At 71.3% G+C, this 23,849-nt stretch carries 19 protein-coding genes; 6 read left to right on the top strand and 13 right to left on the bottom strand.

Annotated elements, in window-relative coordinates; all coding sequences use genetic code 11:
- Window positions 1-29 precede the first annotated feature (29 nt).
- Together AB0G52_RS36855 and AB0G52_RS36860 are read right to left on the bottom strand one after the other, a co-directional pair.
- Complete coding sequence (locus AB0G52_RS36855; RefSeq protein ID WP_361342952.1) at window positions 30-779, bottom strand: ABC transporter ATP-binding protein; 750 nt, start codon at window positions 777-779, stop codon at window positions 30-32.
- Window positions 776-1,009: a hypothetical protein gene (locus AB0G52_RS36860; RefSeq protein ID WP_361342955.1), complete on the bottom strand. Its 234-nt coding sequence runs from the start codon at window positions 1,007-1,009 to the stop codon at window positions 776-778. Before AB0G52_RS36860 ends, AB0G52_RS36855 begins: the two co-directional genes overlap by 4 nt.
- A gap of 187 nt (window positions 1,010-1,196) precedes the next feature.
- Here AB0G52_RS36860 and AB0G52_RS36865 point away from each other — a divergent pair, with 187 nt between their 5' ends.
- From AB0G52_RS36865 to AB0G52_RS36875, 3 genes are all read left to right on the top strand, one after another.
- Window positions 1,197-2,486 (top strand): sensor histidine kinase, encoded by a 1,290-nt coding sequence (locus AB0G52_RS36865; protein ID WP_132887083.1) that lies wholly within the window; start codon window positions 1,197-1,199, stop codon window positions 2,484-2,486.
- 65 nt (window positions 2,487-2,551) lie between these two features.
- Window positions 2,552-3,220: a response regulator transcription factor gene (locus tag AB0G52_RS36870; protein ID WP_132887084.1), complete on the top strand. Its 669-nt coding sequence runs from the start codon at window positions 2,552-2,554 to the stop codon at window positions 3,218-3,220.
- A 205-nt stretch (window positions 3,221-3,425) separates the two neighbouring features.
- Window positions 3,426-3,857 carry a PPOX class F420-dependent oxidoreductase gene (locus tag AB0G52_RS36875; protein ID WP_132887085.1) on the top strand — a complete coding sequence of 144 codons (432 nt, stop codon included), beginning with the start codon at window positions 3,426-3,428 and terminating at the stop codon, window positions 3,855-3,857.
- A gap of 226 nt (window positions 3,858-4,083) precedes the next feature.
- Here AB0G52_RS36875 and AB0G52_RS36880 read toward each other — a convergent pair whose 3' ends face one another.
- A complete protein-coding gene (locus tag AB0G52_RS36880) occupies window positions 4,084-5,865 on the bottom strand; it encodes a hypothetical protein (RefSeq protein ID WP_361342960.1) in 1,782 nt (593 codons plus the stop codon).
- 230 nt (window positions 5,866-6,095) lie between these two features.
- Here AB0G52_RS36880 and AB0G52_RS36885 point away from each other — a divergent pair, with 230 nt between their 5' ends.
- A complete protein-coding gene (locus AB0G52_RS36885) occupies window positions 6,096-6,701 on the top strand; it encodes a class I SAM-dependent methyltransferase (RefSeq protein ID WP_132887087.1) in 606 nt (201 codons plus the stop codon).
- 24 nt (window positions 6,702-6,725) lie between these two features.
- On the opposite strand, the gene AB0G52_RS36890 is transcribed toward AB0G52_RS36885, so the two are convergent.
- The 7 genes from AB0G52_RS36890 to AB0G52_RS36920 all read right to left on the bottom strand — a co-directional run bounded on the left by AB0G52_RS36890 (window position 6,726) and on the right by AB0G52_RS36920 (window position 15,301).
- Entirely contained in the window at window positions 6,726-7,964 is a 1,239-nt protein-coding gene (locus AB0G52_RS36890; RefSeq protein ID WP_361342963.1) for a cytochrome P450, read from the bottom strand.
- Complete coding sequence (locus AB0G52_RS36895) at window positions 7,961-8,944, bottom strand: amidohydrolase family protein (RefSeq protein ID WP_132887089.1); 984 nt, start codon at window positions 8,942-8,944, stop codon at window positions 7,961-7,963. Before AB0G52_RS36895 ends, AB0G52_RS36890 begins: the two co-directional genes overlap by 4 nt.
- Window positions 8,941-9,828 (bottom strand): NAD(P)-dependent oxidoreductase, encoded by an 888-nt coding sequence (locus AB0G52_RS36900; protein ID WP_361342967.1) that lies wholly within the window; start codon window positions 9,826-9,828, stop codon window positions 8,941-8,943. Before AB0G52_RS36900 ends, AB0G52_RS36895 begins: the two co-directional genes overlap by 4 nt.
- Window positions 9,825-10,190 (bottom strand): antibiotic biosynthesis monooxygenase family protein, encoded by a 366-nt coding sequence (locus tag AB0G52_RS36905; protein ID WP_132887091.1) that lies wholly within the window; start codon window positions 10,188-10,190, stop codon window positions 9,825-9,827. The genes AB0G52_RS36900 and AB0G52_RS36905 overlap by 4 nt, the downstream gene beginning before the upstream one ends.
- A gap of 201 nt (window positions 10,191-10,391) precedes the next feature.
- The gene (locus tag AB0G52_RS36910) at window positions 10,392-11,594 is read right to left on the bottom strand and encodes an Ig-like domain-containing protein (RefSeq protein ID WP_361342970.1); all 1,203 of its coding nucleotides are present in this window, start codon (window positions 11,592-11,594) and stop codon (window positions 10,392-10,394) included.
- 158 nt (window positions 11,595-11,752) lie between these two features.
- On the bottom strand, window positions 11,753-12,838 hold the full coding sequence (locus AB0G52_RS36915) for an acyl-CoA desaturase (RefSeq protein WP_361342973.1): 1,086 nt from the start codon (window positions 12,836-12,838) through the stop codon (window positions 11,753-11,755).
- Window positions 12,839-13,129: 291 nt separating this feature from the next.
- Window positions 13,130-15,301 (bottom strand): hypothetical protein, encoded by a 2,172-nt coding sequence (locus tag AB0G52_RS36920; RefSeq protein WP_361342976.1) that lies wholly within the window; start codon window positions 15,299-15,301, stop codon window positions 13,130-13,132.
- Between the two features lie 93 nt (window positions 15,302-15,394).
- On the opposite strand from AB0G52_RS36920, the gene AB0G52_RS36925 reads away from it, so the two are divergent.
- Entirely contained in the window at window positions 15,395-15,832 is a 438-nt protein-coding gene (locus tag AB0G52_RS36925) for a glutaredoxin domain-containing protein (protein WP_132887095.1), read from the top strand.
- Between the two features lie 100 nt (window positions 15,833-15,932).
- Here the strand turns inward: AB0G52_RS36925 and AB0G52_RS36930 are convergent, their stop codons facing one another.
- The 3 genes from AB0G52_RS36930 to AB0G52_RS36940 form a co-directional block, all read right to left on the bottom strand.
- Window positions 15,933-17,144, bottom strand: coding sequence for a cytochrome P450 (locus tag AB0G52_RS36930; protein WP_361342979.1), 1,212 nt, complete (start codon window positions 17,142-17,144; stop codon window positions 15,933-15,935).
- 100 nt (window positions 17,145-17,244) lie between these two features.
- On the bottom strand, window positions 17,245-17,739 hold the full coding sequence (locus AB0G52_RS36935) for a hypothetical protein (RefSeq protein ID WP_361342982.1): 495 nt from the start codon (window positions 17,737-17,739) through the stop codon (window positions 17,245-17,247).
- 86 nt (window positions 17,740-17,825) lie between these two features.
- Window positions 17,826-19,433: a hypothetical protein gene (locus tag AB0G52_RS36940; RefSeq protein WP_207921636.1), complete on the bottom strand. Its 1,608-nt coding sequence runs from the start codon at window positions 19,431-19,433 to the stop codon at window positions 17,826-17,828.
- A gap of 861 nt (window positions 19,434-20,294) precedes the next feature.
- Between AB0G52_RS36940 and AB0G52_RS36945 the strand changes: the two genes are divergently transcribed.
- Entirely contained in the window at window positions 20,295-23,672 is a 3,378-nt protein-coding gene (locus AB0G52_RS36945) for a lectin (protein WP_361342985.1), read from the top strand.
- Window positions 23,673-23,849: the final 177 nt, after the last annotated feature.

Here is a 23,849-nt window from a genome sequence, read left to right on the forward strand (position 1 = left end):
TAAGGGGTGCGGAAGTGCTCGGACACGGGTCAGCGGTCTCCCAACGCGACAAGTCGCTCGGCCAGTTGGGGCGCGGTGGGGTGGTCGAGGGCCTCGACGACCCGGCCGTCGGCCATCACCAGAGCCTGGTGGGCGCGGGACGCGGCGGCCGGGTCGTGGGTCACCATCATCACCGTCTGGCCCAGGTCGTCGGCCAGGGCGCGCAGCAGCTCCAGCGCCTCGTGCGCGCTGCGCAGATCCAGTGCGCCGGTCGGCTCGTCGGCGAACACGACGGCCGGCCTGGCCGCCAACGCCCTTACTACGGCCGCGCGTTGCTGCTGACCGCCGGAGAGTTCGGCGGGGCGTCGGCCGAGCCGGCCGGCCAGGCCGACGCGCTCCACCAGCGCCGCGATCCACTCCCGGTCCGGGGCCCGGCCGGCGAGCCGCAGCGGCAGCGTGATGTTGTCCTCGAGGGTGAGGGACGGGATCAGGTTGTAGGCCTGGAACACGAACCCGACGCGCTCGCGCCGCAGTTCGGTACGGCGGGTCTCGTCCAGGCCGACGATCTCGTGTCCGTCGATGCGGACGCTGCCCGAGGTCGGCGAGTCCAGCCCCGCCGCGCAGTGCATCAGGGTGCTCTTGCCGGAGCCCGAGGGGCCCATCACGGCGAGGAAGGTGCCGGGCCGGACGGTCAGGGACACCTCGTCGAGGGCCTTCACATCGCCCGGGTAGGTCTTGGTGACGCGCTCCAGCGCGATGGCGGGCGCGGTGACCCGTACGGCGGTCGACGCGAGGTTCACCGGCGGCCGCCCTTCAGACGGCGCAGGACGAGGACGATGGCCGCGAGCCCGGTGACCGTGCCGCAGGCGAGGTTCACGGCGACACCGGCGGCGGCGTAGGAGGCGACCATGTTGGCGGCTGCGCTGATCACCAGGACCAGCCAGAGGAAGACGCGGGTGACTTCGCCGCGGGTGACGGGCGGGGCGGGGGCGTCGTGGGCGCTCGGTCGGTGGGGGTCGATGGTCGCCATCGCGGGCTCCTTCGGCGGGGATTCGGCTGGTGTCTCGGCCGGCGTCCCGGCTGATGTCTCCGACGCTACGGACCGCGCCCCCCTCGGCCGATCCCGCCAACAGCCGGATCGTGAGTACAGCCTGCTGTACTTACGGCGAAGTGGGCCTGCCCTAAGGTCGTTGGCGTACATCAGAAGCGGAGTGAGCATGACGACCACCGAGCCCACCGGCACCGCGGACACCGCGGACGCCGGCCCCGGCGCCGAGCGTCCGCGGGAGATCGCCGTCCGGGCCCTGCGGGCCTCTGGTGCCGCGCTCCGGCAGCTCGTCGGCGGGCTCGGCACGGCGCTGATGGCGCTGGGCGTGCTGGTGCTGGCGGCCGTCGCCGCGGTGACCACGCCGGCCGGCGTGGGCCTGCTGCTGGCGTCGGTCGTCGTCCGTACCCTGCACGCGCTGGCCGAACGGGAGCGGAGGCGGCTGGCCCGCTGGGGGCCAGAGATCGTCGCTCCCAACCCGCCGCCGACGCTGCGGGCCGCCCTCACCGACCCCACCACCCGGCGCGAGCTGCGGTGGGCGCTGCGTCACGGCAGCCTCGGGTTCCTGTTGGGGCTGCTCGGGGTGTGGCTGCCGTTGGCCGCGTTCCGGGACACCCTCTTTCCGCTGGTGTGGCCGTTCGCACCGGCGGACACGAGTAGCACGTCCTTCGGGTTCGGGGCGGCGCGCACCTGGCCGGAGGCGCTGTCGGTGAGCCTGGTCGGCGTCGGCTGGATCGCGGTCATCCTGGGCCTGACGCCCGGCATGGCGCGTCTTCAGGCCCGTGCCGGGCGGATGCTGCTGGGCGCCGGGCCGGACGCCGACCTGTCCCTGCGGGTGGCCGAGCTGACCGCGACCCGGGCCGCCGCGCTCGACGCCCACGCCACCGAACTGCGGCGCATCGAGCGGTCGTTGCACGACGGGACACAGAATCGGATGGTCACGGTGACGGTGCTGCTCGGCGCCGCCCGGCGGATGGCCGCCCGGGATCCGGAGCGCGCCGACGAACTCCTCGAACGTGCCCAGAGCGCCGCCGAGCAGGCGCTGGCCGAACTGCGCGCGGTCTCCCGCTCGATCCTCCCGCCGGTGCTGTCCGACCGGGGGCTGGCCGGGGCGCTGTCGGGTCTCGCCGCCGAGTGCGCGGTGCCGTGCCGGACGGATGTGGAGGCGCCGGAGCGGTGCCCGGCGTCCGTGGAGGCCACGGCGTACTTCGTGGTCGCGGAGGCGCTGACGAACATCGCCAAGCACAGCGGGGCGAGCGCGGCGGCGGTCACCGTGCGGGCGCGGGGCGGTCGGCTGCATCTGCGGATCGAGGACGACGGGCGGGGCGGCGCCGACGAGGCGGGCGGCTCCGGGCTGACCGGCATGCGTCGGAGGGTGGCGGCCCATGACGGTACGCTCCGCGTGACCAGCCCTGCGGGCGGGCCGACGGTGCTCGACGTGGATCTGCCCTGCGGCACCTGACGTTCTGGAAGCCCGCGGGCCGGTCCACCGAAGTGCCCTGTCCTACAGATGAGTTGGTTGCCGACATGCGAATCGTGATGGCCGAGGACGACCCGTTGCTGCGCGAGGGGCTCGCCTTGCTGCTGGGTGCCGAGGGCCTCGACGTGGTGGCGAAGACCGGAACGGCCGAGGAGGTCCTGGACGCCATCGAGGAGCACAAGCCGGACGTCGCGATCCTCGACGTACGGATGCCGCCCACGCACACCGACGAGGGCATCCGCGCGGCGGTGGAGGCCCGGCGCCGCCGCCCCGGCCTCGCCGTTCTCGTCCTGTCCGCGTACGTCGAGCAGAGCTTTGCCACCGAGCTGCTCACGGGCGGGGTGGGCGGAGTCGGTTACCTGCTCAAGGAACGGGTCGGCCGGGTCGAGGAGTTCCTCGACGCGTTGCACCGGGTGGCGTCCGGCGGTACCGCCATCGACCCGGAAGTGGTCGCCCAGCTGTTCACCCGCTCCCGCCAGGACACCCGGCTGGAACGGCTCAGCCCGCGTGAACGGGATGTCCTCGCCCTGATGGCCGAGGGCCTCGGCAACAGCGCGATCGCGGAGCGCCTGGTGGTCACGGACGGCGCGGTCCACAAGCACATCCGCAGCATCTTCGCCAAGCTCGAACTCTCCCCGGCGGACCAGGTGGACCGCCGGGTGGCGGCGGTCCTGCACTACCTGGAGGACGCGAGGCGACGGGGGCAGTGGTACTGACCCGAGAGGCCGAGGACGCGGCTCGGCCGCCGGGCTGAGCCGGCCGGCCCGGACGCCCTGCATCGGCGTCCTGCCCTGCACGGTCGCCGGGAATCGCGATCCCCACAGCGGCCCTGCGAGCGCGCTCGCGGGCGCGTCCTTATGAGAGTGTGGAAAGGATCAGCGGGCGGGGATCCGCTGTCGCGTCGGATCGAGGAGAGACACCATGTCGAAGCCCCCGCTCACCCCCGAAGCGGTCGCCATGATGAAGAAGGCGAACCCGGCCGTCATCGCCACGCTCCGATCGGACGGTCAGCCGGTTTCCACCGCCACCTGGTACCTGTGGGAGGACGACGGCCGCATCCTGGTCAACATGGACGAGGGCCGCAGGCGCCTGGAGCACGTGCGCAACGATCCGCGGGTCACCCTCACGGTGCTGGACGAGGCCGACTGGTACAGCCACATCAGCGTCATCGGCCGAATCGCCGAGATCCGAGAGGACCAGGACCTCACCGGCATCGACCGGCTCAGCAGGCAGTACACCGGTAAGCCCTACCCGCAGCGGGACCGGGTGAGGTTCAGCGCCTGGATCGAGATCGAGCGCTGGCACGGCTGGGGGGCCCACAAGGACAGCAACCAGGCGGCCCCCGCGTCGTAGCGGGCTCACCCATGGGACCGCGGTGGCGTAAGAGAGGTGCCGGTTCCGGTGACTTCGTGACGGGCACCCGAAAGATTCGTCGGTCAGTGCACCCGCCGCCTGCCTGAAGGCCAAGGGCGAGGACGATCCTGCGCCCGGGGAGGCTGACCGACGACCCCGCCACCCGGCCGGCGCCTACGACGCGCTGCTGACCCGCGTGCCGCGCCGGACGCAGTGGGTGGGCGGGCTACTTGACGCCGACCCAGGTGTGCGTGCTCGTCGAGTCGAGGTGGTGGGTGTCGGGGGACTGGTAGGCGACGTACCAGGTGCCGGTGGTGGTGTCCTTGGCGCTGAGGCTGTACTGGCCGTGGGCGTCGGTGGTGGCCGTGGACATGAGGTGCCAGGTCGTGCCGCCGGACGGTCGGAACCACAGGCGCACGGTGGCGTGGCTGTAGGCGTGCCATGCTCCCGCGGGGGACTGCTGGAGGCTCCCGGAGAAGGACAGCTTCTGGTTGTGACGCGCGTGCGTGGTGCTCGGTCTGCCGCCGGTGATCCGGGTAGGGGTGCGCCACAGGTGCACTGCGTTGCCGTTGACGGGCAGCCAGTCGCTGTTGCCGAGGAAGGAGACGCGCCAGTAGCCGTTGGCGCTGCTGCCCTGGCGGACACCGCACAGGAATTCGTCCTTGCCGAGGCCCTGGCGTCCGACCGTGGTGGTAGCCGCGTTGTGCCAGCTCCTGCCGTCGGCGGAGTACTGCACCTGGACCGTGGTGCCGGCGGGCGGGGAGTCGGCCTGTCCCAGGGTGAGACGGCCGGCGATGCGGCCCTGGCCCGTGGCGTCCTGGGAGATGCTGAGGCCGGCGAACTGCGCTCCGGGCTGGGGAATGTGGACGCGGACGCTTTCGACGGGGCTCTGCTGGAGGTAGTCCGTCGCCTCGACACGGACCTGGAAGGTGCCGGGCTGGGAGACGGGGATGGCGAATGCTCCCCGGTCGTCGCTGTAACTGGCGAACCACTCGGAACCGGCCTGCGGGCCTGACAGGTCGACAGCGGTGCGGGGAACGGGGCGCCAGGCGTCGCCGACCTTGCGCTCCACGACGCCGGTCACGGTGGCCGTGCCGCCGGCCGGGACGTTGACGTCCGGTGGCGAGGTGAACCGGATCCGGGTGGGTTCGGACGCCGGAAGGCCGGGTTGGGAGAGGTACGCATACGCATGGGTGTGGGTCCAGCTGTCCTCACGGCCGGGCGCGTATTCGCCGACAGTCTGTACCGAAACGTCGGCGTCGAACGAGGTCGTGAAGGTGCCGTCGGCAGCTGTCGTTGCCTTCAGCGTAGTGCCGCCGGAGTTGCCGGTGACGGACACGGTGGCGCCTGAGAAGGGGCTGACCTGGCCTGTGCCCGGGTCGGTCAGGGTGAGGGCCCCCTGGACGGTAACGGTCCGGTGGTCGAAGTCGAAGTTCGACGGGACGGTCTGCGTGAACGAGCTGAAGTGAACGACCTGCTGGTACTCCACCGTGCCACCTGAAGGCAACGTGACGTCGTAGCCGTGGTCGTCGCGAACGTCCAGCGCGACCCGGTAGGCGCCGAAGGCGGGCAGCACGACCGGGGCCGTCGCCCGCCACACACCCGCGTCCACGTACGCGAAGTCCGTCACGGTGAGTACAGGTGCCGCGTCCGCGGGCGCGTGCAGCGGGTAGAAGCGGGCAGTGAGCGAGGTGACGGTTGCACCGTTGCCGGACGACCGTGCGAAGACGCGGAAGGTGGCATGGTCATCGGTGTAGTCGAAGGGATCGGCGACTGCCCAAGGCAGACCCGACACCGGTTGGGTGAGTGTCACCGGCCCCTGGCCGTCCGGCGGGGTGAGGTCAGCGGCGACTGCAGCCGCTCCCGTGGCGTCGGCCGTCGACGTGTCGCCGGCGGTCACGGGCGCAGTGCTGGGCACCGAGGTCTCGGCCAGGGCCTGGCCCGGCAGGGCCAGACCAGCGAGGAAGCCGGCCGCGACCGAGGTGGAGATGAACAGGCGTGGTCTCACGTTGAGGTCCCCCCGGACAGTGAGCTGCGGATCTGTCATGTGCAGATCGACGGCGCATCCTATCGTTCGCCGATGACAGTCCTTCGACGCCCTGGCCGGACCGAGGACCCGGCAGGGCTGTCCCGTCGCGGTGCGGCCGACGGAACTCGGCTCACACCACTCGGGCAGGTGCTCCGCGGTTCCCGTCCTGGCCGGATGCAAGGGCACACGGCCGACCTATAGTTGCCGTCATGAGCCGTTGGCAGGAGTTGACCGGGGGGACGTCCGGGCAGGGCTACGCTGCACGGTTCGCGGCTCTGGCCCGTAGCGGGATGGATGTGCACGGTGAGGCGCGGTTCTGCGCAGCGCTTGTCCCTGCCGGAGCTCGGGTGCTGGACGCCGGGTGCGGTACCGGGCGGGTCATGATCCGGCTTGCGGAACTCGGGTACGAGTGTGTCGGGGTGGATCTTGACGCGTCGATGCTCGCGGCGGCGCGGAAGCAGGCGCCGGGCCTGCCGTGGTTCCAGGTCGACCTGGCCGAGTTCGAGCCGGCCCCGCTCGGGCTCGCAGCGGACTTCGATCTCGTGGTCGCCGCGGGCAACGTCTTCCCGCTGCTAGCTGCCGGCACCGAGGGCACGGTGGTCAAGCGTCTGGCCGCGGTCCTGCGCCCGGGCGGTCTGATGGTCGCGGGCTTCGGCCTGGACGAGGCCCACTTGCCGGTACCGCCCGGCATCACCCTGCCGGAGTATGACGAGTGTTGCGTCGCGGCCGGCCTCACCCTGGTGGACCGCTTCGCCTCCTGGGACGCGGACCCTTACGTCGGCGGCGGTTATGCCGTCAGCCTCCACCGGCGATGAGGCTTTGCCCGGTGCCACCGGCCGTCAGGATCGAGTAAGCACGACCCGGAGTTCCGCGAGGCCGCGGAAGGCGGGGAAGGGGACCTCCAGCCAGCGTGGTGCGGCGTTCGGGTCGGCCAGGGTTGTGCTGGGGAACCGGTCGAACAGGGCCGTGAGCGCCAGTTGCGTCTCCAGCCGGGCCAGCGGTGCCCCCAGGCAGTAGTGGCTGCCGTGCCCGAACCCCAGGTGCGCGTCCTGGGCGTTGCCCGGACGTGTCACGTTCAGCTCGTCCGGGGCGTCGAACTTCAGCGGATCGCGGTTGGCCGCACTGAGCGCGATCTGGACCAGGGCGCCCTTCGGGATCCGGGTCCCGCCGTACTCCACGTCCTCGGTCGCGTACCGGAACGTCGCGTTCTCCACGGAGCCGTCGAAGCGCACCAGTTCCTCGACGGCGGCACGCATCAGTTCCGGGTCCTCCCGCACGGCGCGCAGCTGTTCGGGGTGGGACAGCAGGTGGTGCACGGCGTTGCCGATCAGGTACGCGGTCGTCTTGTGACCCGCGAACATCAGCAGGAACGCCGTGGAGACCAGCTCGTTCCCGGTCAGCCCGCCGTCCTCGTCCCGGACCGCGGTGAGCGCGCTCAGGAGATCGTCACCCGGATCCCTCCGCTTGGCCGCGATGAGATCCGAGAAGTACGCGTGCAGGTCCTCCTCCGCCTTCTGCTGCGCCCGCTTGGCCTCCTCGTCGAAGCCGCTCTGCGCCACCGTGGAGGACAGGTGCTGCAGCCGTGACCGTTCCTCGGGCGGTACACCGAGCAGGTCGCAGATCACGATGATCGGCAGCGGGAACGCGAAGGCCGGCAACAGGTCGAAGGGCTCCCCGACCGGGCACGCGTCGAGCAGGCCCGAGACGATGTCCTGGATCTTCGGCCGCAGTGCCGCCACCCGCCGGGCGGTGAACGCGGAACTGACCAGCCTGCGCAGCCGTGTGTGCTTGGGCGCGTCGGAGTTGAGCATGTTGTCGTCCAGCGCGACGGACGAGTCACCGAAGATCCTCCGGTAGGCGTCCATGGCCCCGTACATGTCCTTGCTCAACCGCGGATCCGCCAGCGCGGCCCGCGCGTCCTCGTACCGGGTGATCAGGTACGTCTCGTTGCCGTGCGGCGGTCTCATGGGGCAGACCGGGGCCGCGTCGCGGAGGTGGGCGTAGACGGTGTGGGGGTCCCGCCGGAACTCCGGGGTGCAGCGTTCGGCCGCGGTGACGGCCTCTTGGGTGGTGGTCACGGACGACTCCTGAGGTCGAAGAGGGTCTCGGCGTTGCCGCCGAGGATGAGCTGCTGCGCCGCCCTGTCGACCGGCAGCTTCTCGATCATGCGGAGCTGCTCCTCCAGCGGCACGGCCAGCGGCGGTGAGTCGGTGCCGAACAGCATCCGCTCGGGCCCCAGCACCTCCGCGTTCAGGCTCAGGTGCGCCGAACTGAAGGGGCTCGTGTCGACGTACATGCGCCGCAGCGCCGCGGCCGGGTCGGCCGCCGGTCCCCGGGCCGCCGAGGGAGCGGAGGCCGCCCCCGGCCGGCCGGCGGGCGGGGCGCCCCCGGCCCAGTGCCGGGGGCGCGCCGCCGTCTGCAGCCGCTCCGGCAGCAGCGCCATGGCGCCGCCGCCGGTCGCGCCGATCAGCCGCAGTTCCGGGTACTTGTCCAGCCACCCGGCGAAGGCGATCATGGCCATGCCCATGGTGACGTCGCCGAACCGGCCGATCTGCTCGACGAATCCGATCTCGTCGACCCGTTCCGTGCCGACCGGTTCGGCCGGGGCGTGCACCAGGACCGGCACCCCCGCCTCCGCGGCCAGCGCGAAGAAGGAGTCGGCGCGCGGGGAGCCGAGCAGCTCCCCGTGGACGCTGGACGTGGTGATCAGGCCGACGAAGGCCGGGTCCGCCAGCGTCTCCCGTACCCCTTCGAGGTGATCGTCGTCCCCGAACGGGTTCGCGTACACGTAGCCGCGCAACCGGTCGGGGAACCTGGCGATCAGCCCCGACATCCAGGCGTGGAAACTGCGCAGCCGGTCTCGTGGTTGCGCGTAGTTGTCCACGCCCGGTACCCGTGCCATCGCTCCGGCGCCCACCGGGCTGCCGATGATGGTGAGGTCGATGCCGGCCTCGGCGCGAGCGGCGAGCATGCCGTCGACGTCGGTCAGGCTCGGGGGCATGGGGAATCGTTCGGCCGCCTCCGGCGGGGAGAGATGCCCGTGGATGTCGATGATCACGTGTCGCTGCCCGGTTTCGGTGTGAGTGCGCGGGTGACCGCGGCACAGTCCTGGTCGCCCAGTCCCTGCTCGGTGGCACGGACGTGGGTCTCGGCCGCGGCGGTCGTGAGCGGCAGGCTCAGGCCGACCGCCGCCGCCTGCTTGGTAGCGAGCATGAGGTCTTTCGCCATCAGCCGCAGCCGGAAGTCCGGCTCCTCGAAGCGGCCGGAACCCAGGCGCCTCGCCTTGAACGCCATGACCGGAGAGGCGAAGCCGCTGCCCGCGACGGTCTTCAGGACCGCCTGCCGGTCCAGGCCGCAGGCGGTCGCCAGTTCGGTGACCTCGGCCAGGGCCTGCACCTCGATGCCCATCAGGAGGTTCAGGCAGAGTTTCATCCGCATGCCGGAACCGAGCGCGCCCAGATGGACGACCTCCTTGCCCAGCGCCTCCAGCACCTGGCGGCAGGCGCCGAACGCCTCTTCCTCGCCGCCGACGAAGAGCCGAAGCTCGCCGTCACGGGCGTGGTCGCGGTTGCCGAGCATGCCGACGTCCACGACCGAGGGGATGTCCCCGGCGATCTGGAGCACCTCGTCGGGGGAGACGGTGCTGGCGCAGACGAGGACCCCGGGGTAGGCGCCCCTGGACAGGACGCCGTCGGGTCCGTGCAGCACGGAGCCGAGGGCCTCGCCGTCGGCGACGACGCAGATCGCGGCGCTCGTGCCCGCGACGGCCTCGGCGGGGTGCGGGGCGACGAAGGCGCCTGCCTCGGCAAGCGGTGCGGCCCGCTCCGGAGTACGGTTCCAGACCCGCACCCGCAGCCCCCGGTCGAGGAGGCGGGTGGCCAGGCCGGTGCCCATCGTGCCGAGCCCGAGTACGGCGACGGGGCCGTCGGCGGTGCGCGTCATGCCGCCACCCCCTCGGTCTCCTTGACGATGCGGAACCGCAGGGACTGCGTCGAGTCGACCCACTGGCGCAGTGGAGCCACCAGTGCGCGGTGCTCCTCGCTCTGCTGCCAGGCGAAGAAGTGCGCGGCCGTCTGCCACTCGCTGGTGATGACCCACTGCCGTGAGTCGTCCACGGGTGCGCCCAGCCGCTCGACGATGTGGCCGGGGGTCCGGGCGACGGACTCGCGGAGCTGGTCGTACGCCTCCAGGAATCCCTGCTCGCCGCCCTCGATGACGCGGACGGTGAAGACGACGCTCAGCTTGTCGGCCGACCGGCCGTCGGTCCTCGTGTCCTTCGCGTTCTTCGTGGTGTTCGTGCCCATGTCTCCTCCTGGGGGTGAGATCCGGCAGGACACGATTCCCACGGCCTCATGTCCCCCGTGCGGACGCAACTCCGAACGGGGGACGGGCCAACGGGGACAAGGGGATGACGGTGCGTGTTTGCTCCGTACGGGTGAGTGACGAGGCGGCGGCCGACTCGGTCGGCCGCCGCCTGGCGGAAGAGGTTCGGCAGCGACGCGCTGTCAGCCGGTCGTGTTGCCCGAGACCCACTCGGACCAGGGCATGTTCCAGTCGCTGAGGCCGTTGTCCGGGGCCGGCGCGGTCTTGTCGGCGGAGTTCTTGACGATCACGACGTCACCGGGGATCGAGTTGTCGAAGAACCACGCGGCGGGCTGCCTGCCGTCGCCGCCGCCCTTGACGTCGTTCAGGCCTATGCAGCCGTGGCTGGTGTTGGCCTTGCCGAAGACCGAGTCGGCCGCCCAGTAGTTCCCGTGGATGAACGTGCCCGAGTCGGTCAGGCGCATGGCGTGCGGTACGTCGTCGATGTCGTACGCGGGCTTGCCGTCCTTCATGAGGCCGACGCTCGCACCGTTCATGTGGGTCTGCCGGAACTTCTCGGAGATGACCATCTGGCCGCTGTACGTCGGGTGCTCCGGGCTGCCGGACGAGATCGGGACGGTCCTGATCGTCCTGCCGTCCCGTACGACGGTCATCTGCTTCGTGCCGGCGTCGACGGTGCTGACCTGACTCCGGCCGATCTTGAACGTGACCGTCTTCTGGACACCCTTGTGGGTGAGCCTGACGGTGACGGTGGAGCCGGGCGTCCAGTAGTTCTGGGGGCGGTAGTCCAGGCGGCCGTCGTTGAGCCAGTGGCCGACCACCCGCTGACCGCTGCTGGAGCTGACCTGTATCTCCGACGCCACGGCGGCCTTGTCGGCGATCGCCTTGTCGAAGGTGACCGTCACCGGCATGCCCACCCCGACGGTCGAGCCGTCCTCGGGGGAGACGTGCCCGACGAAGTCGTTGGCGGGGGAGACGGTGGTGATCGTGGCGTACCCGGTGACGGGACGGCCCTGGGCGTCCTCGGCCTCCGCGGCGATCTGGTACCTGGTGGCCCGCTGGAGCGGACCGTCCGGCTTCCACGACGTGCCGTCCGCGGACAGCGTGCCCGGGACCTCGGTACCGGCCGCGACGTCGGTCATGGTCACCTTGGTGAGGGTGCCGTCGCTGACGGTGGCCGCCACGGGACTGTTGATCCCGACGCCGTGGGCGCCTTGGCCGGGCGTGATTTTTATTCGGGCGTCGGACGTGTCCTGGGCGGCCGTCGGCTGTGCCGAGGCAGACGTCTTCTGGCCGGTCCCGGCGTCGTTGCCGCCGGTGGCGGCGTTGCTGGTGCCGCTGAGGGCGAGTGCGAGTACGCCGCCGAGTACGCCGGCCGCAGCCATCAGCCCGGTGCTTCGCTTACGTACCGTGAACAAACGTATCTCCCATGCCGCTGGTCGTTGTTTCGAAGAACTACATTTACATCTGTCCGTCCTGAAGGGGGCGAATTATGGTGAATGCCACGTAGTGACGAATCTCGCCCTGCCGGTGGGCTCACGCGTCAGTTGTCACCCGGGGAGACCGCCCCGTGCCCCCGCCGGAGGGGCGCTCCCACCCGGTGCAGGTGCCCGAGGGCCTCGCGGTAGGACCGGAGCAGGCCGGTCTCGTGGTACGGCACACCGATCTCCGCGCAGTACTCCCGCACGATCACGCGTGCGCGGCGCAGATGAGGGGTGGGCATGCTCGGGAACAGGTGGTGTTCGATCTGGTGGTTGAGGCCGCCGAGCATCATGTCCGTGAACCGGCCGCCCCGCACGTTGCGGGAGGTGAGCACCTGGCGCCGCAGGAAGTCGGGTCGCTCGTCGCCGGTGAAGGTGGGCATGCCCTTGTGGTTCGGGGCGAACGTGCAGCCGAGGTAGACCCCGAAGAGGCCCTGGTGCACGGCGAGGAACGCCACCGCCTTCCCGGGGGAGAGCACCAGGAACAGCGCGGACAGGTAGGCCGCCAGGTGCAGCAGGAGCAGCGTGCCCTCCAGGACCCGGTGCTTCATGGACGGCGAGCGCAGCGCCCGCATGCTCGACACGTGCAGGTTGAAGCCCTCCAGGGTCAGCAGCGGGAAGAACAGGAACGCCTGGTGGGCGCCGATGAGCCGGGCCAGGCCCCTGCTCTCGCTGGCCTGGGCGGTGGACCACACCAGGATGTCGGGTGCGACGTCGGGATCGAGCTCCTCATGGTTGGGGTTGGCGTGGTGCCTGGTGTGCTTGTTCATCCACCATCCGTAGCTCATTCCGATGCCGAGGTTGCCGAAGAGCCGGCCCCACGTCTCGCTCGGGCGGCGCCGTCGGAACACCTGCCGGTGCGCCAGATCGTGGGCCACCAGCGCCACTTGACCGAAGACGAGAGCCAGCGCGGCGGCGACGGCCAGCTGCCACCAGGTGTCGCCGAGCGCGAGGAAGGCCGCCCAGCCGCCCAGCAGGGCCGCGATCACCAGGCCGAGCCGCACGGTGTAGTAACCCGGGCGCCGGTCCAGCAGGCCCGCCTCGTCGATGCGCCGGGAGAGCCTGGCGAAATCGCTGCCGGGACCGGAGGGCCGCGCGGGGGCGGCGGGCGTCGCGGACGCGACGGGAGCGTCGATGGAGAACGTCATGCTGCCGAGTCTGGGCACGGCCGCACCGCGCCGACACGGGGCCAGCCACCGGATCCGCAGGGGGAACGCCTCCGGGCGTCCGGGGGGCTACCACCACGTCCACTGCGCTGACCTCGGCTTCGGGTGTCGGCGCGGCCGCTGCCGCAGGCTCCCCGGAACGAAGAAACCGGGAGGCGCCCACAGGGCGCCTCCCGGTCGAGGTCGACGGCGAGGAAAGCGAAGGAACTGGTATCTGGAAAGGAGTTTGAGAAGGAAGCCCCTTCATGGCCTCGCCGCGGCCAACGCTAGCACTCAGCCCGGGATCAGGTCGCGCAGGTTTTCGACGGTGACGGTCCGCGAGTCGGGATGCAGTCCCTCGGGACGTTCGAGGCCGATGTACGTCACGGGCTCGTCCGGGACCCGCTCGCCGTCCCACAGCTCCACGGTGGTGGTGTCGGAGGACATCAGGCCGATCAGGTATCCCACCGTCAACTGCTCGCGCTCCACGACGGCCCGCACCACGGTCGACACGGACGCCTGGTTCTCCTCGACCCTGTTCTCCGTCGAGAGGCCCTTCAGGTACAGGTGCAGCCACTTGGCGTGCCACCGGCCGTCGTCCCCGCGCCGGAACACCAGCGGCAGCGCCACCCGGCCCACCCCGCGCAGCTCCGACTTCATCCGCACGGTGCGCGGCTCGAACGGCCTGCCCTTCTGCTCGCCGTCGCGCAGCATGAAGCCGAAGAACGACTCCTCGACCTCCTCGAAGTTCTCGCCGGCGAAGATGTTGACCTGCGGGACGACGAAGGTGCTGCGCACCCGGTCCAGGGACAGGTTGATGAACTCCGAGGCCCCGTCCGGAGCCTCGGTGACGTCGCCCGAATGCTCGCCCCCCACGGCCCTGAGCGAGGTGTAGGAGAGCCAGGAATCGGTGCTGTAGTCGGCGTGCAGCAGCAGCGCCGACAGGTCGAAGTCGGTCCGGGCCCTGGCCTGCTTCCAGTACACGAAGAAGCGCAGCTGATCGCCGTCGACCGTGGAGACCGACCCGCGCGGCAGCACACCGAGCCCGGCCGCGGTCGCCCGGCCGCTCAGCGGCAGCGCCACGTCGAGGACGTCGGGGTCGACCAGCAGCCGGTCCGGCGCCGGGAGCCGACGGCGTATCTCGGCGTCGAGGGCGGCGATCAGCCGGTCGCGGTCGGCGTCCGGCACGGGCGGCCGGTCGTCGGGGGTCACCCAGGCGCGGCCCCGGCGGTTGACGAAGACCCGGGGCCGGTCGCTCTCCCGTTCCCGGTTGTGCAGATGCTCGCGCACCGAGAGCACCACCCGGCCGGAGACATCGGGCGCGACTTGTACGGCGGCGGCCACCACCGCGTCCCGTTCCTCCTGGTCGGCGGCGATGCGCAGCAGCAGGTCCAGGGAGCGGAACAGCCTGCCGGGAGCGGACTTCAGCAGGTCCACCGCGCCACGGATGTCGTACGCGTCGAGCAGCTTCTCGAGGAGGCTGTCGAAGGAAGGCGCCGTCTTCTCGCCGCGCGCGACCGCGAACACCTCGGCGGCGTGCGGCAGGCGCGGGTACTCGTGCGGGTGGAGACGCTCGCCGAGCCGCTTGAACGGCTCCCGGTGCGTGGCCACGTCGGCGAGCTTCGCCGGGTTCGCCGCGACCACGGCGTCCAGACCCGCGAGCAGTCCCCGGCGCACCGGCCGCGACAGCGCCCGGAACCGCGTGGGCTCCCGCAGCGTCACGTCGCCGCCCGACAGCGCGCAGGCCAGCCGCAGCACGTCGGTGACCGTGTCCAGGAGGAGGTCGGCCCCGGCGCCGAGCCGGCCCGCGTTGACGACGGCCCGGTTCTCCCGGACCGGGATCGCCTCCGGCTGGGGTCCGAGCGCGCACCGCTCGGCGAGGGTCCTGAGATCGCGCAGGTCGTCCTCGTTCAGCGGGGTCGTGCTGCCGGCCAGCGCCAGGTACAGCTCGGTGAGTTCGTCGTCCAGGTCCCGGCCCAGGTGCAGGACGGTGACCCGGTCGCCCGCCGAGGCGATCAGCTCGTCCTGGGCCGCGAGCATCTCCTCGTACGTGTGCTGGTAGCGGCCGTACGTGGGGAGGCTGAGCAGGTTCAGCACCCCGTCCCGCAGCTGGGTCAGCACGTTGTCGCGCGTCTTCTCGTCGCCGAGCGCCCGCGCCACGCACCGCGTCCAGAACTCCTCGGTGTCCGGCACGTTCGCCGGGAAGTCGATGAAGTACGCGTTGTGCCGGACGTGGTCGCCCACCATCTCGCCCACGGTGCGCAGGGTCCGCTGGGCGGTGTGCACGACCGCGTCCTCGGACAGCCCCGACAGCCGCTCCAGCAGCTCCGCCGAGAGCTTGAAGCCCACGGACGTCAGCGCCGCGTCGAACTGCCGGGCGGCGGCGGCTCCTTGACCGGCGGAGCCGCGGGGGGAGGGAAGGCGGTGGGTGTGCCGGATGACCAGCGATTCGAGACTGTGCGCCATCCGGGGATGATCGCAGAGGCGCCCGAGCCGGTGCACCGGAGTTTTCGTAGGCGCCGCGGCCGCCGCACGGCCTGCGCGGTAGCCTGCGTCACCATGACGCGCGTGTGGATCCTGCCGGTGCTGTTCGTGGTCTGCGGCGCGGCCCTGGCGACGGGGCCGGTCCTCCAGGGGGACGCCGGCAGGGCCGCGGTACTCCTGCTGGTGTTCCTGCTGCTCGCCGGGGTCACCTCGCCCCTGGTCTTCCCGAGGTCGGTCGGTGCGGCGGAGGCGCGTCGGCGCAGCGCGGCCGACGGCCGGCCGGTCGTCTTCTGGCGTCCGGGCTGCACCTACTGCATGCGCCTGCGCTTCCGCCTGGGCCGCGACGCCCGGCGGCTGCACTGGGTGAACATCTGGCGCGACCCGGAAGGAGCCGCGGCGGTGCGGGCGGCCAACGACGGCGACGAGACGGTGCCGACCGTCGTGGTGGCGGGCCGGCCGCACACCAACCCCGATCCCGCATGGGTGCGCGCCCAGCTCGCTCCTTCCGCATGACCGGAACGGCTGTCGCTCGGGAGCGACGCCCGGCTCCCGCTCCAGTCGTACTACGGGCAGGCGTACCGGCTCACTGCCCACGTCGGCGAGGACACCGAGCTCACCAGGTCACGGGAAGCTCCCTGACGCCACCGGTGAGGGTGGGGCGCACCTCCAGGTCGTCGACGTCCTTGGCGAGGCGCAGGCCGGGCAGGCGTTCGGCCATCGCCGCGAAGACGACGCGCAGTTCGGTACGGGCCAGGCTCGCCCCGATGCAGAAGTGCGGGCCGTGGCCGAATCCGAGATGGTTGCGCTCCGGACGGTCGGGGTCGAACGTCTCGGCGTCGCGGAACACGGACGCGTCCCGGTTGGCCGAGTTGATCGACAGGATCACGGCGTCGCCGCGCCGGATGGTGACCCCGTCGACGTCGACGTCGGTGTGGGCGTAGCGCAGCAGGCCCAGGTCGCCGGGGGCGCCCAGGCGCATGATCTCCTCGACGGTGGCATTCACCCGGCCCGCGGGGTCCGCGGTCAGCGCCCGCCACTGCTCGGGACGGGTGAGCAGGAAGAGCGTGCCCAGGCCGATGCGGTTGACGGTGGTCTCGTGCCCGGCGAACAGCAGCCCGACGCAGAGCCGGATCATCTCGTCGTAGTCGTAGGCCTCGTCGGTGCTCTGGGCGCGGACGAGATCGGAGATGACGTCCTCGCCCGGCCGGGCGCGTTTTGCCTCGGCGAGCGTGATCATGTACTCGTTGAACTCGTCCCGCGCCCGCGGGGCCGCGTCGCCGATGGAGTGGTCGGCCATGCGCTCCGAGAGCGAGGCGAAGTGGTCCCGGTCGCTCTCGGGCACGCCGAGCAGCCGGCAGATGACCGCGACCGGCACCGGGAAGGCCAGCCCGGCGTGCAGGTCGACCACCCCGTCGGGGGCGGCGGACCGCTCGGTGAGCAGTCGGTCGATGCAGTCGTCCACGAGGTGCCGTACGTGATCGGAGAGCATCACCATCCGACGGGCGGAGAAGGCCGGGGTGAGCAGCCGGCGCATCCGGGTGTGGTCTGCCTCCTCGGTGGCGTAGTTGCCCGTGGGGCCCTCCTGCACCGCGGCCGTGGTGATGCGGGACGCCCGCTCCGGCTCGGGGTGGGAGCGGCCGAGCCGCTTGTCGCCCAGGAGGTCGCGCACCTCGTCGAAGCGGGTGACGAGCCAGGCCGGATCCCCGGCCGGGGTGGTGACCGCGGTGATGGGCGCCTCCCGGCGCAGCACCTCGTACAGCGGTGCGAGTTCGAGCACGTTCGGTCGTGCGAAGGGCAGGCGGGAACGCTCGGCGGTGACGTTCATGGTCCTCCTCCTGGACCTCGGAACGCGATCTTCCGGCATTTCGACCGTAGCACCTTATTGTCAGCGGCTGCCAATAACCCTTTCGGTCAGTTCCGCGGCGCTACCGGGTGACTGTCACGGTGACCTCGTAGCGTCCCTGGCCCGGTGGGCAGCGCATGGCCTCCCCGCACGAGTCGCGTCCGGCGGTGACTCGGGCTGTGCCGGGCCGCAGGGCGGTGAACCGCGCGGAGGACATGCCGCAGTCGCGACCGGGCGGGCAGGTCGCGGTGGCGGTGGTTCCGCCGCCGAGGGGGGCGAGCACCCGCGGGTCCGAGCCGGCCGGGGTCGACCAGTGGGCGCTGTGCAGGCGCACCACGACGAGCGTGCCGGTGGTCACCCGGACCGTGGTCCCGCGGGCCCGTTCGTCGAGGACGACCGACCGGGTGGAGGACCCGGACGAGGCGGGAGGACGCGACGGCGGGGAGGAGACCGCCGATCCGGTGCGGCCGGGCGAACAGCCGCCCAGGGCGGCCGTCGTGGCCGCCGCGGCCAGGACGGCGAGCCCGGCGCGCAGTGCGCGCCGGGCGGGGAGCGTGCGGACCGGCGAATGGAACACGGGCCCTCCGGTGGATGCCGGCCGGTGGGGCGGTCGGACTGCGGTGGGGGCGGCCCGACGGCCGCCCCCACCTACGGATCGAGGGGTCAGGAGACGGTCACGTCGTCGTAGTAGGTGTAGGTCGCGTCACCCGCGTAGTTGTCGTCCTTGTTGGTGAGGGTGAGCGTGTAGTTGTGGCCCGCGGTCACGCTGCCGGTGACCTGCTTCCAGCCTGCTCCCTGGGTGCAGGTCTTGGCGAGCAGGGTCGAGGTGGTGCCGGCCGTGGTGTCCTGGAGGGTGGCCGTCGCCCAGTCGTAGGACACCGTGTCCGGGCAGGTGACGTCGTACCAGAAGGAGACCTTGCTGGTGCCGGACGGCGCGGTGAAGGACTGGCTGAGCGAGGAGGTGTTGGTCGGGCTTGTCGAGCCGACCACCGCGCCGTAACTGCCGCTGTGCGCCGCCGAGGTGGACGCCGATGTGCTGCCGCTGGTGGTCCAGCTGGACAGGCTGCCGGTCTCGAAGGTGCCGTTGGTGAGGGTGCCGCCGCCACCGCTGCTGCCGCCGCCGACGATCGCGTGGGAGATGGCGCAGTTGTTGGTGTCGTTGGACCAGCTGGCCTGCTCGGCGAAGGTGCCGGTGCCCATGGCGACGTTGGCCGCCCCGCCCGCGCTGCCGGGCGAGAGCCAGGCACATTCGTCGGAGTTCTCCTGGCCGTCGTACGAGCTGCCGGTGTGGTTGGTCCAGCCGCCGGCCGGGTTCTGGTCGGACATCATCTCGTGCCACTCGTGGCCGAGCGTCATGGTCCAGCCGTCGAGCGTGCCGGGCGAGTTGACGAATCCGACGCCGCAGCCGGAGCCGGAGTCCATGTTGTACGGCTGGTTGCTGAACGCGATGTCCCCGTAGGAGGAGGAGACCGGACCGCCGGTGAGCGTGCTGTCGCCGTTGTAGTCGTGCCAGGCGCAGTACTGGCCCTGGTAGCTGTCCGGGTTGGTGTTGTGCGGCGAGAGGATGATGTAGTAGGCGTCACGGTTGGACGCCGCGGTGGTGTTGCCGAAGTGCCCGGCCGCCTTGACGGCCTCGGCGCCCAGCTGGTGTCCCGTCGCGGCACTCGGGGAGGCCGCCGAGTTGTCGTACCAGACACCGGACAGCACGCCGCCGCTCTGATACGGGATGAAGTTCGCGTTGGACGGGCAACTGGTGGCGCCCGATGACACGTTCGGCCCGTCACACCACTGCGTGAGGTCCGCGGACCACCGCTCGTTGCCGGTACCGATGTCCTTGAACATCTCCTGGGCGACCGGGGCGGCGCCGTCCGGGTCGCCGGAGAACGTGGCGTCACCGCTGCCGTTGGTGCTCTGCGTCCCCCACTGCGTGCCGTAGAAGACCAGGTAGACCTTGGAGTGCCCGCTCTGGACGCCGATGCCGTCGATACCGCCGCCGTAGGACAGGGTCTCCGGACCGGTCGCCGCGGCGGCGGGGTGGGAGGCCGCCCACGACTTCATCTTGGCGGTCCGCTGGATGGTGGGAAGCGCGCCGTGCCGGTACGGGTGCTGGTACGCGGGGCTGTAGGGGTTGGATCTCGCCGCGTGCACCGAGGCCTGGGGGGCGGCTGTCGCCTGCGGGGTGATGGCGAGTGCCAGACCGGTGGCCAGGGACAACGACGCGAGACCGGCGAGGGTTGCTCGTGCTGCGCCGCCTATGTGGGGAGTACCCATGGGTGATGGGAACCTTTCTTCGCACGGACCTCCGCCGTCGGTGCGGGGAGGTCGATTGCTGGGGATGCCGACGAGGCGCATCACCGGCGGCCGGCTCCGGGCGTCGGCGTTGACGCCCGTCTCGTCGCAGAGCAGGAGGAGAGGCCCGAGCGGCACCGGGTGACTGCGAATCCGCGGGGAACTCTCGTCCTGGAACCGACTGGTGGAGAGGCGGCGAGAAGCGTTCGCACTACGGCTTCTTGCCGTCGAAATGGTGATGCGTGGTCAGACGCCGAGAAGCAAAGCAGAGTTGACGGGTTCAGGTCAATGGAAGCGAATAGCTTTCTCACAGGGAGGCTGATCGAGCCCCTACCTGACCGCTTCGTCCTGTCGGCGCGCATCCGGCGTTGTCGCTGGTCAGCAGTCAACTCCGCTGCAGAGCAAGCGAGTTGTGCGGCCAGGAGGCGGCGACTCGCGACTGGGTGTGCGTCGTGACTGATTTCGCCCTACACAACGCGCCTCTGAATTCGAAAAAGTTCGAGGCAATGCTCGGTCAAAACCAGGTAATCGACGGTCAATTGATTGCCGCGATGGCTCGGCGGTTATCCCCGCGCGTGAATGGCGGCCGTCCGTGATCCGTGCCGTCCGCGTGCGGGACTCCGCGGCGGTACCGTCGGCCGTGAACTTCCGTCAGGGGCGGCGCCGTTCGGTCCGTTCCGTCCGCGGCCGGCGGCCGACGCCCCGTGAACTGCGCGCGCAGGAAGTTCCGCTGGCCTCGTTGACACGCCCCGAGCGCACGCGTTTCACTCGACTCTCGTGCCTGGCAACGTTGTCAAACTCGACGCCTGATATGCGAAGCACGAACTGCTGCGGAGGCAACCGATGGTGAGACCCCGACGTTCAGCCGCACCACCCGCCCGCACGAGATTCCGGCAACGCCTCGCCGTGGTCTGCGTCCTGGGCCTGGCAGTCCTCCCGCTTCCGGCGATCGGAAGCGCCGACGCCGCGAGCGCCGCCGCCCCGGCCCTCGTCAAGGACCCCGCGTCCCTCGTCAACCCCCTCATCGGCACCTCCGGTGCGGTGGACACCTTCCCCGGCCCCGACATGCCGGCCGGCATGGTGCAGTGGGGCCCCGACACGACACCGCACCGCCCCGACGGCGGCGGCTACGAGTACGCCGACAAGAAGATCTCCGGCTACAGCCTCACCCACGTGTCGGGACCCGGTTGCCCCGTCGCGGGCGACCTGCCCGTACTGCCGGTGACCGGCGCGCTGTCGGGCAACCTCGGCAGCACGTCCGTCGGCTTCAGCCACGACGACGAGCGGGCCGGCATCGGGTCCTACAAGGTGACCGACGCCAACGGGGTCACCACCGAACTGACCGACACCACCCGCGCCGGCCTCGGCACCTTCACCTTCCCCGCGGGCCAGCAGGCGAACCTGCTGTTCAAGCTGAGCGGAGGCGCCACCCAGGTGGACGGAACGCGCGTCCGGGTGGTCAACGGCAAGGAGATCAGCGGCGCGATCGACAGCGGTCACTTCTGCGGCGCGGGCAACCGGTACACGCTGCACTTCGACATCAAGTTCGACCGCGCGTTCACGGCGAGCGGCACCTGGGTCGGCGGCACCATCACCCCCGACGCCAGGTCGCTGACGGCGGGCAAGGTCCGGCAGGCCCCGCGGCAGTCCACGTCGAAGCCGCTGAAGGAGCAGCACTTCACCGTCCCGGCGAAACCGGCCCCGACGGTCCACCCGACGGTCCACGGGGGCACCGCGTCCCGGCCGTCCGCGACGGCCGGGACCGCCCAGCCGCCCACGACCGGCGCGAACGGCATGTACCTCACCTTCGACACCGCCACGAGCCGCACGGTCACGGCGAAGGTCGGCATCTCCTACACGAGTGACGCCAACGCGGCGGACAACCTCGGCAGGGAGATCAGGAACTGGGACGTCGGCGCCGTCGAGAAGGCCAACCACGACGCCTGGAACACCGTACTGAAGAAGATCCAGGTGGGCGGTGGCTCAGCCGACCAGCGGACGCAGTTCTACACCGCGCTCTACCACGCGCTGCTGCACCCGAACGTCTTCTCCGACGCCAACGGCCAGTACATGGGCATGGACGACCAGGTCCACAGGCTGGCCAAGGGCCAGAAAGCCCAGTACGCCAACTACTCCGGCTGGGACACCTACCGCTCCCAGACCCAGCTGATGGCGCTGGTCGAGCCGAAGGTCGCCAGTGACGTCGTCACCTCGATGCTCAACGGCTACGACCAGACGGGTCTGCTGCCCAAGTGGGCCTCGAACAACGGCGAGAGCTATGTGATGGTCGGCGACCCGGCCGCCGGCATCATCGCCGACGCGTACGCCTTCGGCGCGCGGGACTTCGACACCACGAAGGCCCTCGCCGCACTCCAGCACGAGGCCACCGTCCCGAACAACGACCGCCCCGGCGAGCCGGTACGCGACGCCAGGGGCTACCTCCCGCTCGACGAGAACGACTACAACTGCTGCAACTTCTACGGCCCGGTCTCCACCCAACTGGAGTACGACTCCGCCGACTACGCCCTCGCCGCCTTCGCCAAGTCGCTGGGGAAGACCGCGGTGTACGAGAAGTTCGCCACCCGCGCCCAGGACTGGATGAACGTCTTCGACCCGCAGACCGGCTACATGCGGGGCAAGAACAAGGACGGCCAGTTCGCGGGCGGCTTCACCCCCGGCACCTCCAACGGCTTCGTGGAGGGCACGTCGGCCCAGTACACGCCGATGGTCCCGTTCAACCTGAAGCAGCTCATCCAGGCACGCGGCGGCGCCGGGGCGTACTCGTCCTACCTGGACACCCTGCTCGACGACATCACCCACCCCGGCAACACCGACGCCGACCTGAGCAACGAGCCCAGCGTGGAGATCCCCTGGGAGTACGACTACACCGGCGAGCCGTGGAAGACCCAGGCGGCCGTCCGCGAGGCCCAGCGGAACCTGTACTTCAACGCCCCGGTCGGCTCGTTCGGCAACGACGACCTCGGCGCCATGAGCTCCTGGTACGTCTGGTCCGCGCTCGGCATGTACCCGGAGACCCCCGGCACGGACACCCTGGTGCTCGGCAGCCCCGTGTTCCCCGTGGCCCGGGTGCACGTCGACGGCGGCAAGACGGTCCGGATCAGCGCGCCGCAGGCCGCGCCCGACGCGCCGTACGTGCAGGCGCTGCACGTGAAGGGCAAGGCCTGGGACACCTCCTGGCTGACGTACGGGCAGTTCGAGAAGGCCGGCACGCTCGACTTCACCCTGGGCACCGCACCCGACACCTCCTGGGCGTCCGGTCCGGCGGCGGCACCGCCCTCGGACACCACCGGCGGCGGACGGGTGCTGGCGGCGACCGGCCCCAGCAACGGACTGGTCCTCCAGCCGGGTTCGGCCGGTGACGGCACCCTCGACCTGACGAACCTGGGCAGCCGGGCCGTCACGGTCGACTGGACGGCGACGGCACCCTCCGGCGTCGTACTCGACACGGCGTCCGGCTCGCTCACCGTGCCCGCCTCGGGCAGCGCCGAGGCGAAGGTGCGCGTGACGGCGGGCGCCGGCGAGGGCACCTACCCGGTCACCTTCGCGCTGACCGACCACGGCACCGGTGCGGCCCTGCCGGGGGCGACCCTGCGGGTGGCCGTGGCCAAGGCCGGGGCGCTGTGGCCCTACGACACCAACGAGGGCGTCTACCCCGACGGCACCACGTTCTCCGGCGGGTTCGACAGCGGCGGCTGGGCCTACTCGCAGAACGCGCTGTCGGCGGCGGGCGTCGGCAGCGGCTCCACCCTCACGGTGGACGGCGTCTTCTACAACTGGCCGACGGTCACCTCCGGTCAGCCGGACAACCTGGAGATGGCCGGCCAGACCATCCCGATGCCGGCCGGTACGTCGGGTGCCTCGCTGGGCCTGCTGGGCTCCGCGGCCAACGCGCCGACCGACGGCAGCGGGGTGTCCGGCACCGTCACCGTCACCTACACCGACGGCACCACCTCGAAGGCGACGGTCGGCTTCTCCGACTGGACCCTCAACGGCGGCTCCAGCAAGCCGCTCGCCGGTGACACGACGGCCGTCGCGACGGCCTACCGGAACACGGGCAGCGGGGGCCGCGACGGAGTGAAGACCTATGTCTTCGCCACGAAGGTCCCCCTGGACGCGGCCAAGCAGGTGGCCTCGGTCACCCTGCCGGTGACCGGCGCGACGGGCAGCGGCCACCTGTTCGCCTACGGCTTCGGCCGGTAACGGGCCGAGCGGCGGGGCCGGTTCCCGGGAACGCGTCCGGGAACCGGCCCCGGCGCCGGGGGGGGGGGGGGGGTGAGGGGGGGGGGGAGTGGGGGGCGGGGGCGGCGGGCTGGGCGGACCAGCCCGGGACGAAAAACGGGTCCCGGGCGCGGCCCCCCGGCGGGGAAAGCACCCGCA

This window comes from Streptomyces sp. NPDC021562 (assembly GCF_040640875.1).
GTDB lineage: Bacteria > Actinomycetota > Actinomycetes > Streptomycetales > Streptomycetaceae > Streptomyces.

Coding starts and splice junctions, on each gene's coding strand:
- AB0G52_RS36860 (WP_361342955.1), bottom strand. CDS start 1,009: ATGGCGACCATCGACCCCCACCGACCGAGCGCCCACGACGCCCCCGCC.
- AB0G52_RS36865 (WP_132887083.1), top strand. CDS start 1,197: ATGACGACCACCGAGCCCACCGGCACCGCGGACACCGCGGACGCCGGC.
- AB0G52_RS36870 (WP_132887084.1), top strand. CDS start 2,552: ATGCGAATCGTGATGGCCGAGGACGACCCGTTGCTGCGCGAGGGGCTC.
- AB0G52_RS36875 (WP_132887085.1), top strand. CDS start 3,426: ATGTCGAAGCCCCCGCTCACCCCCGAAGCGGTCGCCATGATGAAGAAG.
- AB0G52_RS36885 (WP_132887087.1), top strand. CDS start 6,096: ATGAGCCGTTGGCAGGAGTTGACCGGGGGGACGTCCGGGCAGGGCTAC.
- AB0G52_RS36900 (WP_361342967.1), bottom strand. CDS start 9,828: ATGACGCGCACCGCCGACGGCCCCGTCGCCGTACTCGGGCTCGGCACG.
- AB0G52_RS36905 (WP_132887091.1), bottom strand. CDS start 10,190: ATGGGCACGAACACCACGAAGAACGCGAAGGACACGAGGACCGACGGC.
- AB0G52_RS36910 (WP_361342970.1), bottom strand. CDS start 11,594: ATGGCTGCGGCCGGCGTACTCGGCGGCGTACTCGCACTCGCCCTCAGC.
- AB0G52_RS36915 (WP_361342973.1), bottom strand. CDS start 12,838: ATGACGTTCTCCATCGACGCTCCCGTCGCGTCCGCGACGCCCGCCGCC.
- AB0G52_RS36920 (WP_361342976.1), bottom strand. CDS start 15,301: ATGGCGCACAGTCTCGAATCGCTGGTCATCCGGCACACCCACCGCCTT.
- AB0G52_RS36925 (WP_132887095.1), top strand. CDS start 15,395: ATGACGCGCGTGTGGATCCTGCCGGTGCTGTTCGTGGTCTGCGGCGCG.
- AB0G52_RS36930 (WP_361342979.1), bottom strand. CDS start 17,144: ATGAACGTCACCGCCGAGCGTTCCCGCCTGCCCTTCGCACGACCGAAC.
- AB0G52_RS36940 (WP_207921636.1), bottom strand. CDS start 19,433: ATGGGTACTCCCCACATAGGCGGCGCAGCACGAGCAACCCTCGCCGGT.
- AB0G52_RS36945 (WP_361342985.1), top strand. CDS start 20,295: ATGGTGAGACCCCGACGTTCAGCCGCACCACCCGCCCGCACGAGATTC.